Source organism: Cupriavidus sp. 22TCCZM01-5, assembly GCF_057798915.1.
The window spans coordinates 81,987-88,651 of record NZ_JBYOJR010000034.1 but is presented as its reverse complement, the minus strand read 5'-3'; the positions used below and the strand labels follow the sequence as shown (position 1 = coordinate 88,651).

At 63.1% G+C, this 6,665-nt stretch carries 7 protein-coding genes and 1 pseudogene; 4 read left to right on the top strand and 4 right to left on the bottom strand.

Annotated features, from left to right (window positions below; all coding sequences use genetic code 11):
• A pseudogene (locus AC3FNH_RS26065) lies at nucleotides 1-435 on the top strand (hypothetical protein); the annotation flags it as partial.
• 203 nt (nucleotides 436-638) lie between these two features.
• On the opposite strand, the gene AC3FNH_RS26060 reads toward AC3FNH_RS26065, so the two are convergent.
• Complete coding sequence (locus AC3FNH_RS26060) at nucleotides 639-1,055, bottom strand: DUF427 domain-containing protein (RefSeq protein ID WP_488722118.1); 417 nt, start codon at nucleotides 1,053-1,055, stop codon at nucleotides 639-641.
• Nucleotides 1,056-1,188: 133 nt separating this feature from the next.
• Here AC3FNH_RS26060 and AC3FNH_RS26055 point away from each other — a divergent pair, with 133 nt between their 5' ends.
• Both AC3FNH_RS26055 and AC3FNH_RS26050 read left to right on the top strand, forming a co-directional pair.
• On the top strand, nucleotides 1,189-1,635 hold the full coding sequence (locus AC3FNH_RS26055) for a hypothetical protein (protein WP_488722117.1): 447 nt from the start codon (nucleotides 1,189-1,191) through the stop codon (nucleotides 1,633-1,635).
• A 42-nt stretch (nucleotides 1,636-1,677) separates the two neighbouring features.
• Complete coding sequence (locus AC3FNH_RS26050) at nucleotides 1,678-2,592, top strand: hypothetical protein (RefSeq protein WP_488722116.1); 915 nt, start codon at nucleotides 1,678-1,680, stop codon at nucleotides 2,590-2,592.
• 42 nt (nucleotides 2,593-2,634) lie between these two features.
• On the opposite strand, the gene AC3FNH_RS26045 is transcribed toward AC3FNH_RS26050, so the two are convergent.
• Nucleotides 2,635-3,114, bottom strand: coding sequence for a DUF4440 domain-containing protein (locus AC3FNH_RS26045; RefSeq protein WP_488722115.1), 480 nt, complete (start codon nucleotides 3,112-3,114; stop codon nucleotides 2,635-2,637).
• 355 nt (nucleotides 3,115-3,469) lie between these two features.
• Here AC3FNH_RS26045 and AC3FNH_RS26040 point away from each other — a divergent pair, with 355 nt between their 5' ends.
• On the top strand, nucleotides 3,470-4,348 hold the full coding sequence (locus tag AC3FNH_RS26040) for a sterol desaturase family protein (RefSeq protein WP_488722114.1): 879 nt from the start codon (nucleotides 3,470-3,472) through the stop codon (nucleotides 4,346-4,348).
• 109 nt (nucleotides 4,349-4,457) lie between these two features.
• On the opposite strand, the gene AC3FNH_RS26035 is transcribed toward AC3FNH_RS26040, so the two are convergent.
• Complete coding sequence (locus tag AC3FNH_RS26035) at nucleotides 4,458-5,060, bottom strand: glutathione S-transferase family protein (protein WP_276101841.1); 603 nt, start codon at nucleotides 5,058-5,060, stop codon at nucleotides 4,458-4,460.
• A gap of 70 nt (nucleotides 5,061-5,130) precedes the next feature.
• Nucleotides 5,131-6,612: a MocR-like pyridoxine biosynthesis transcription factor PdxR gene (pdxR, locus tag AC3FNH_RS26030; RefSeq protein ID WP_488722113.1), complete on the bottom strand. Its 1,482-nt coding sequence runs from the start codon at nucleotides 6,610-6,612 to the stop codon at nucleotides 5,131-5,133.
• Nucleotides 6,613-6,665 lie beyond the last annotated feature (53 nt).

Below are 6,665 nucleotides of genomic sequence, written 5' to 3'. Positions count from 1 at the left end.
GTCCGCCATGAATCAGTTTGCTATTCTGTATGGCGAGCGATTTACTGCCGCTCGAAGCTGACAGAATTCAAAACCGCCTCGCACACAAAAATACGGACAGGCCCGGCGCTCGCCGCAGTCAATCATCACGGCGGACGCTTCCAGCTATCGGAAATGCTGCGCCTGAAAGGCGAATTGCTTGCGACCCGGCACCCCATGCAACGAAACGAAGCGCTCGCGACCCTTTACGAGGCAATCGCCGTTGCACAAAGGCAGGGCGCGGGTCTTCCCGGGCTACGGGCGGCGATCAGCCTTGCCCGTCGGCTGGCAGCAGCGGACGACGTTCAGCATGCATACGCCGTGCTGCAGCCCGCCTGCGACAGCATCACGGAAGGCAGTGCCCTCACCGATATGCGCAGCGCGCAGACGCTCCTGGCTGAACTGAAGCGTCGCTAGTGCAAGGCTACTTGCCGCTGCGAGCGCTGCCACGCGCCGCCCAGACATCGACGGCCGAAGCGCTTCAGGAGCCGCCATTTGCCACCCACGACTTCCAATGGCTACGCAGAGGCTGCCGAAGAGATTCGCGCTGGATGCGGAACAGGGCCAGCGCTGACGCCCTGCCGCATCCACGCATGACGCGGAGCGGCACCCGCTCCGCGTCAGCCGCCTTCCAGGCTTTCGGGCGGCATTTCTTCGATCGTGTCCACGCGGTCGGGATAGAACGCAAGGTGATTGCGGATCAGTGCGACGGCCTCGTACGGGTTCTCGTATGTCCAGACGGCGTTGACCGATCGCTCGCCGCCTGCCGGAATCGAGAAGTAGGCGCAATCGCCCTTATATGGGCAATACGTTGCGTGTTCGGTGCGCTCGAGCATGCCCATTTCAGCATCTTCCCGCGGGACGTAGATGACTGCCGGGTAAGTGGCCTCGCGCAGCGTCAACGCATTGCGCGTATCGGCGACGACCTTGCCGGCCACAGTGACCACCACCCGTGACGGATTGCGTTCGATGGTAATCGGGTGGTCCTTGCCCGGAATCCTCTCTGGCCGGGCTGTGTCAGCGGTGTTTCTGTCCATTGGCTTCTTCCTTGAACTGGCTACTCAGGTGCTTTCATCCGCACCGGCCGCCGGCGCCGGAGTGACTGAGTCATGCGACGGCACTTGCCCACCATCGATGCGGCCTACTCCCACTGAGCCGAGCAATCTTCACATGGCGGCAAATGCAAAGTCATCTGCATGCAATGCAAACAAGGCCGGTGGCGAAGACCCTATATTGACTCTAAGCGATATTCGACGGAGCGCGAGCGAGCACTTCAAGCGGCTTTGCGAACGTGGACTCCGGTGGATGTGTATCTGCAACCGTCAAGGATTGGAATTGAGTTTTCTTGAAAGGATCAAGTCCGCCGTCTATATGCTGGGCGGCCAACATGCAGCGTCGAGAGCGAGGATTCTCTCCAGGGATATTCGGGCAGTCATACGCGAAGCGGGTACCACCCCGAATGACGTGGACGAGAACTATCGGGTGAAGTCGAAGATCTGGCGGAGAACGCGTCATTGCTCCGAGAAGGAATTGCTGTTTCTCTATGCGGTGGACAAGGAGGTTGCGATGCTCTGCGAAAGGGTCGCGCGACAGCACCTGCAACTGGACCTGCTGTAGCCGCTCGCGGCTCGCTATGCAGGACCAACGAGAGGACTTGCCATGATGACAATAAGCGGCAAACGAATCGCGGCGGGCCTGATCCTCGCGATGATGGCATTGGTCGGCGTGTGCCCCGACCTGTTTGCCGAGGAAAGCGGCAATGCGGCGCGCCTGCGCGACAAGTACGCGAGCCTGGCGGAACCGTTGAGCCACAATCCGTTTCGGCGTCAGTTGTACCTGAAGTCAACGGAATCCGATTCCACGCTCACAGGGGATATTTATGCGGTGGTCGACTATCCGTTCGCCAGCGTCAACGGCACACTCAACGATCCCGTACAGGGTCCCGCCAACTGGTGCGACGTGTTGATCCTGCACCTGAACGTCAAGTATTGCCATGCATCGGCCAGCGGAAACAGCGCCCACCTTACCGTGAACCTGGGCAGGAAGGTCGAAGAGAAACTTTCCTCCAGTTACCGCGTGCAATTCAACTACCGGGTGGTGGCGACGGGACCGGAGTATTTTCAGGTCAACCTCGATGCGGATACCGGCCCGATGAGCACCAGGGACTACCGCATCGTGCTGGAGGTCACGTCCATTTCCGCTACCCGCACTTTTCTGCATCTGACCTACTCATACAGCTATGGCGCGACCGGTCGCATCGCGATGAAAACCTATCTCGCGACCCTGGGCCATGGCAAGGTCGGCTTCACCACCGCGCGCGATCCGTCTTCCGGACAAGCCGAATACATCAGCGGCGTACGGGGACTGACAGAGCGCAACACGATGCGTTACTACCTGGCCATCGACACCTACCTCGGCACGCTGTCCGTCCCATCCGACAAGCGCCTGGATCAGCGTCTGGCCAAGTGGTTCGACGCGACAGAGCAGTATTCGCGTCAGCTGCATGAAGTGGATCGGGATGCCTACATGAGCATGAAACACAACGAGTACCAGAGGCAGCAAGTCATGCAGTGAGCCCGCGGTGCATTCCGATGGGGCGCCCCCTCACTGCTCCGGTCACTTTTCCGGCATCGCCGACGAGTGATGGCTCGTGATCAGCCATTGCGATCCATCCCAGCGGTAGGTGTAGGTATAGCGGGCCTTCACCACCGCGCCCGTGCGCGCGAAGGTGAATGTATAGAGCCCCGCATCCACCGCGGAATTGCATCCGAGCTCGATCTGGCGGAAATCGATCTTCCCCGAAGGCCGGTCCTCCAGGAAGTGCTGGAAATAGTCTTCCCGCTCCGCGACCGTCACGCGAGGCTTGTTGGAAACCGTCGGCAGGAGAATCGACCGGTCGGCATAGTTGGCCACCACCTTGCGCGGATCGCCCGTCAGCAGCGACTGGTTCCACCGGTCGAACAGCGCCGCGATCTCCTGCTCCGAAGTCGCCTTGCAGCTTGCCGCGGGCGCCCCCTGCGCGCCGCCTGGCGATGCCTGGTTCATGGCGCATCCCGTCAGCACGGACGCCAGCACTGCAATGGAAATCAGCTTCATGGCAACGTTCCTCCGCTTGTTATTCGGCGCCTGGCCCCGGTTCAACGCATGAAGTATGGAACATCCCGCCAGCAATTGTTAGGCCCATCCGGCGCTCGCCATCACGAGGCAGCCGTGAACAAGGACTTCCGGATGATGGCGTGCACGCCCCAGTTGCCATTGACGACCTGCGTGATGCCGAAGTCGACCGTTGAGGATTCCCGCCTCCCGCGTGCGGCCCGATCTGCGGCCATGACACATGGCGACATATTTCCCGCGTGGCGCCCGGCGCGGCCGCCCGCTACATTAGCCTCACCGACGCAGCAATGCCGGCTCCGCAAGGCAAGGCGCCACCCGCTCCCCACACAGGACGATCATGCACAACCTCAATAAGATCACCCTCCTCGCCACGGCCTTCGTCGTGTCGGTCTCTCTGGTCGAGGCCTTCTTCCTGGCCCGCAAGGCCCGCCGGCAAGGCAAGGCCTACCCCTGGCATGAAATGGGGCTGTCGCTGGTCGACATGATCGGGCGCAAGCTGATGGTCCTGCTGCCGCTATCGCTGGCCACGCCGATCTTCGCGTTTGCCTGGGACCATCGCCTCTTCACGGTCGAGATCAACGGCGCGCTGGCCGTGCTGCTGCTCTTCATCGGCCAGGAGTTCTGCTACTACTGGTACCACCGGGCGTCGCACCGCATCCGCTTCTTCTGGGCCACGCATGCCGTGCACCACTCGCCCAATGAACTGACGCTGGGCACCGCCTACCGCCTGGGCTGGACCGGCAAGATCACCGGTAACGCCGTGTTCTTCGCGCCGCTGGTCTTCCTGGGCGTGCGACCCGAGGTCGTGCTCGCCACGCTGAGCCTGAACCTGCTGTACCAGTTCTGGCTGCACACCACCTGGATCCCCAGGCTCGGCTGGTTCGAATACGTGTTCAACACCCCGTCGGCGCATCGCGTGCACCATGCCTCGAACATCGATTACCTCGATGCCAACTACGGCGGCGTGCTGATCGTGTTCGACCGCCTGTTCGGCACCTACGTCGAAGAGCGTGAAGACGAACCGTGCCGCTTCGGCCTGGTCCACCCGACCACCACGCGCAATCCGCTCGTCAACCAGTTCGAACACTGGGTCAGCCTGGGCAGGGACATGATGAAATCGGGCAGCGTGCTGAATGCGATCGGCTACCTGACGATGCCTCCGGGCTGGGCGCCGGACGGCAAGGGTCAGACAACTGAAGCGCTGCGCCAGCAGTAAGCCGAAGAGCGGCTGGTGGTGAGTGCGAGGTAACAGGAGCCAGGAGCGAATGGGGCAAAAGAAAACGGGCAGCGTGAGGTGTCCGTTTTGCTCAGGGAACCGCCGCCCCTCACTCCCCCGCCGCCCGCACAAATGCCTCCCGCGCGGTCACCCGCCCGACATAGTCCTGGATAACCCGGCTATCACCAATGCGCGGCGCCCCAAACCTGCCCGCCCAGGCAAGCGACGCCCCCAGGTAAACATCCGCGGCACTGAAAGCCGTACCCAGCACGAACGGCCCGGGCGTCAGGGCCTTCTCGATGGCGTCGATCACATCGTCGTAGTCGCCCCAGCCGACGGCCTGCCTCGACACCGGTGCGTCTGCCCGCATCATTCGATCGGTCAGTGCAGGCTCGAAGCAGCTGCCGCAGAAGAACAGCCAGCGAAGCACCGTGCCGCGCGCGGAAGAGCCCGGCGGCGGTATCAGCGCGGCCTGCGGAAAGGCATCCGCGAGCCAGGCGATGATCGCGCCGTTCTCGGTCAGGACCGTACCGTCATCGAGAACCAGGGTCGGGATCTTTCCCATCGGGTTGATGGCCAGGAAAGCCGGCGACCGGCTCTCCCCTTTGGTGAAATCGATGTGCTGCAACTGGTAGTCGGCCCCGACCTCCTCCAGCATCCAGCGCGCCACCGAGGCGCGGCTCTGGGGGTTGTAGTAGAGCGTCATGGTCATACCTTCCTCCTGCTGGCTGTTCGGTCAAGGTGAGGCAACCGCAGCAGGATAGCACCATGGCCTGACTGCCTTACACAGATGGCTCCATACGCCGCAGCGCCTCGGCCAAGCGCCGGACACCTTCGACGATGGCCTCACGCTCCAGCAACGCGTAGCCCATGACGAGACCGGCGGGTCTCGGCTGCCCGGCGCAATGGAAGAGCGGACTGATGGGATAGACACGCACGCCAAGCCGGCTGGCTTCCCTGACCAGCGCCGGCTCCGCCGTTGACGGCAAGGATGGAATCCACACCACCAGATGAAGTCCGCTGGCCAGCCCCTGCACTTCAATCCGGCCGAACAGATGCGCCTGAAGAGCATCGACCAGCGCGCGCTGCCGCGCATGCTGCGACCGCCGCATGCGCCGGACGTGGCGATCGTAGCTTCCATCCTCCAGGAGCAGGGCCAAAGCGCGCTGGACTCCCGTTGCAGCGTGGCGATCGGCCAGGCGCTTGGCCGTGGCAAAGGTGTCCACCAGGCGATCCGGGACCACCATGTAGCCAAGGCGGAGCTGCGGTGAAAGCGTCTTCGAAAAGGTGCCGACATGGATCACGCATCCGTGCACATCCAGGGACAGCAGCGTCGCCTCCGGCCGAACCGAATAGCGGTACTCACTGTCATAGTCGTCCTCGACGACCCACGCCTGCCGCTGCGCCGCCCAGGCCAACAACTCCCTGCGCCGCCCGATCGGCAGGAATGAGCCCAGCGGAAACTGGTGGGTCGGCGTCACGTAGACCATCTGTGCCTGACGCAGTAACCGGAGCTGGTCGGTGCACAGGCCATGTTCATCCACGTCGATGCATTGCAGGCTGGCGCCATAAGCTTTGAAGACATGGTGCGCCATCCGGTAGCCCGGATTCTCTACCGCGACCCGATCGCCAGGATCCAGCAACAGCCGCGCGCACAGGTCCAGCGCCTGCTGAGAGCCATTCACGATCATCAGTTGTTCCGTGGAGCACGATAGTCCGCGTGTCTGGCTGAGGTGCGCCTGTAGCGCCTTGCGAAGCTCAGCATTGCCGCGCGGGTCTTCGTAGGCCAGCCGCGGCGCGCGCTGCCGCTCGACGGCACGCAGCGCCTTGAGCCATGTCAGCGTCGGAAAGTCGCGGCCGGCCAGCGGCCCGTAAACAAAGTCGATCTCTGCGTTGGCGGCCGCGCCGCTGTCTTGCAGCGCCATGCTCTCCACCCGGGCAGCCCATGCGGAGAGTCGCCCGGCGTGCGGTTCTGCCGTGACGGTCCCGGCGCCACCGCGCGTGTTGCGGCGCACAAGGCTGGCCGGAGCAGCGCCCGCGGCCACGCGGCTGACCGCGCCACCTCGTGTATCGATGAATCCATCCGCCGCGAGTTGCTCATAGACCAGCGACACGGTGGCGCGCGAAAGCCCGCGTTCTGCCGCCAGTGCGCGGCTTGATGGGAGCTGCGCACCAACGGGGTAGGTGCCATCCGCGATACGCGCACGGAATTCGTCGTACAAGGCTCGGCCAAGGCCGCCACGGCCACGCTTGTCAGTAGGCATCCTGGTCACCTGGCCGGATCAACTGGTCTGGTTAAATGGTATCAAACTGGCTA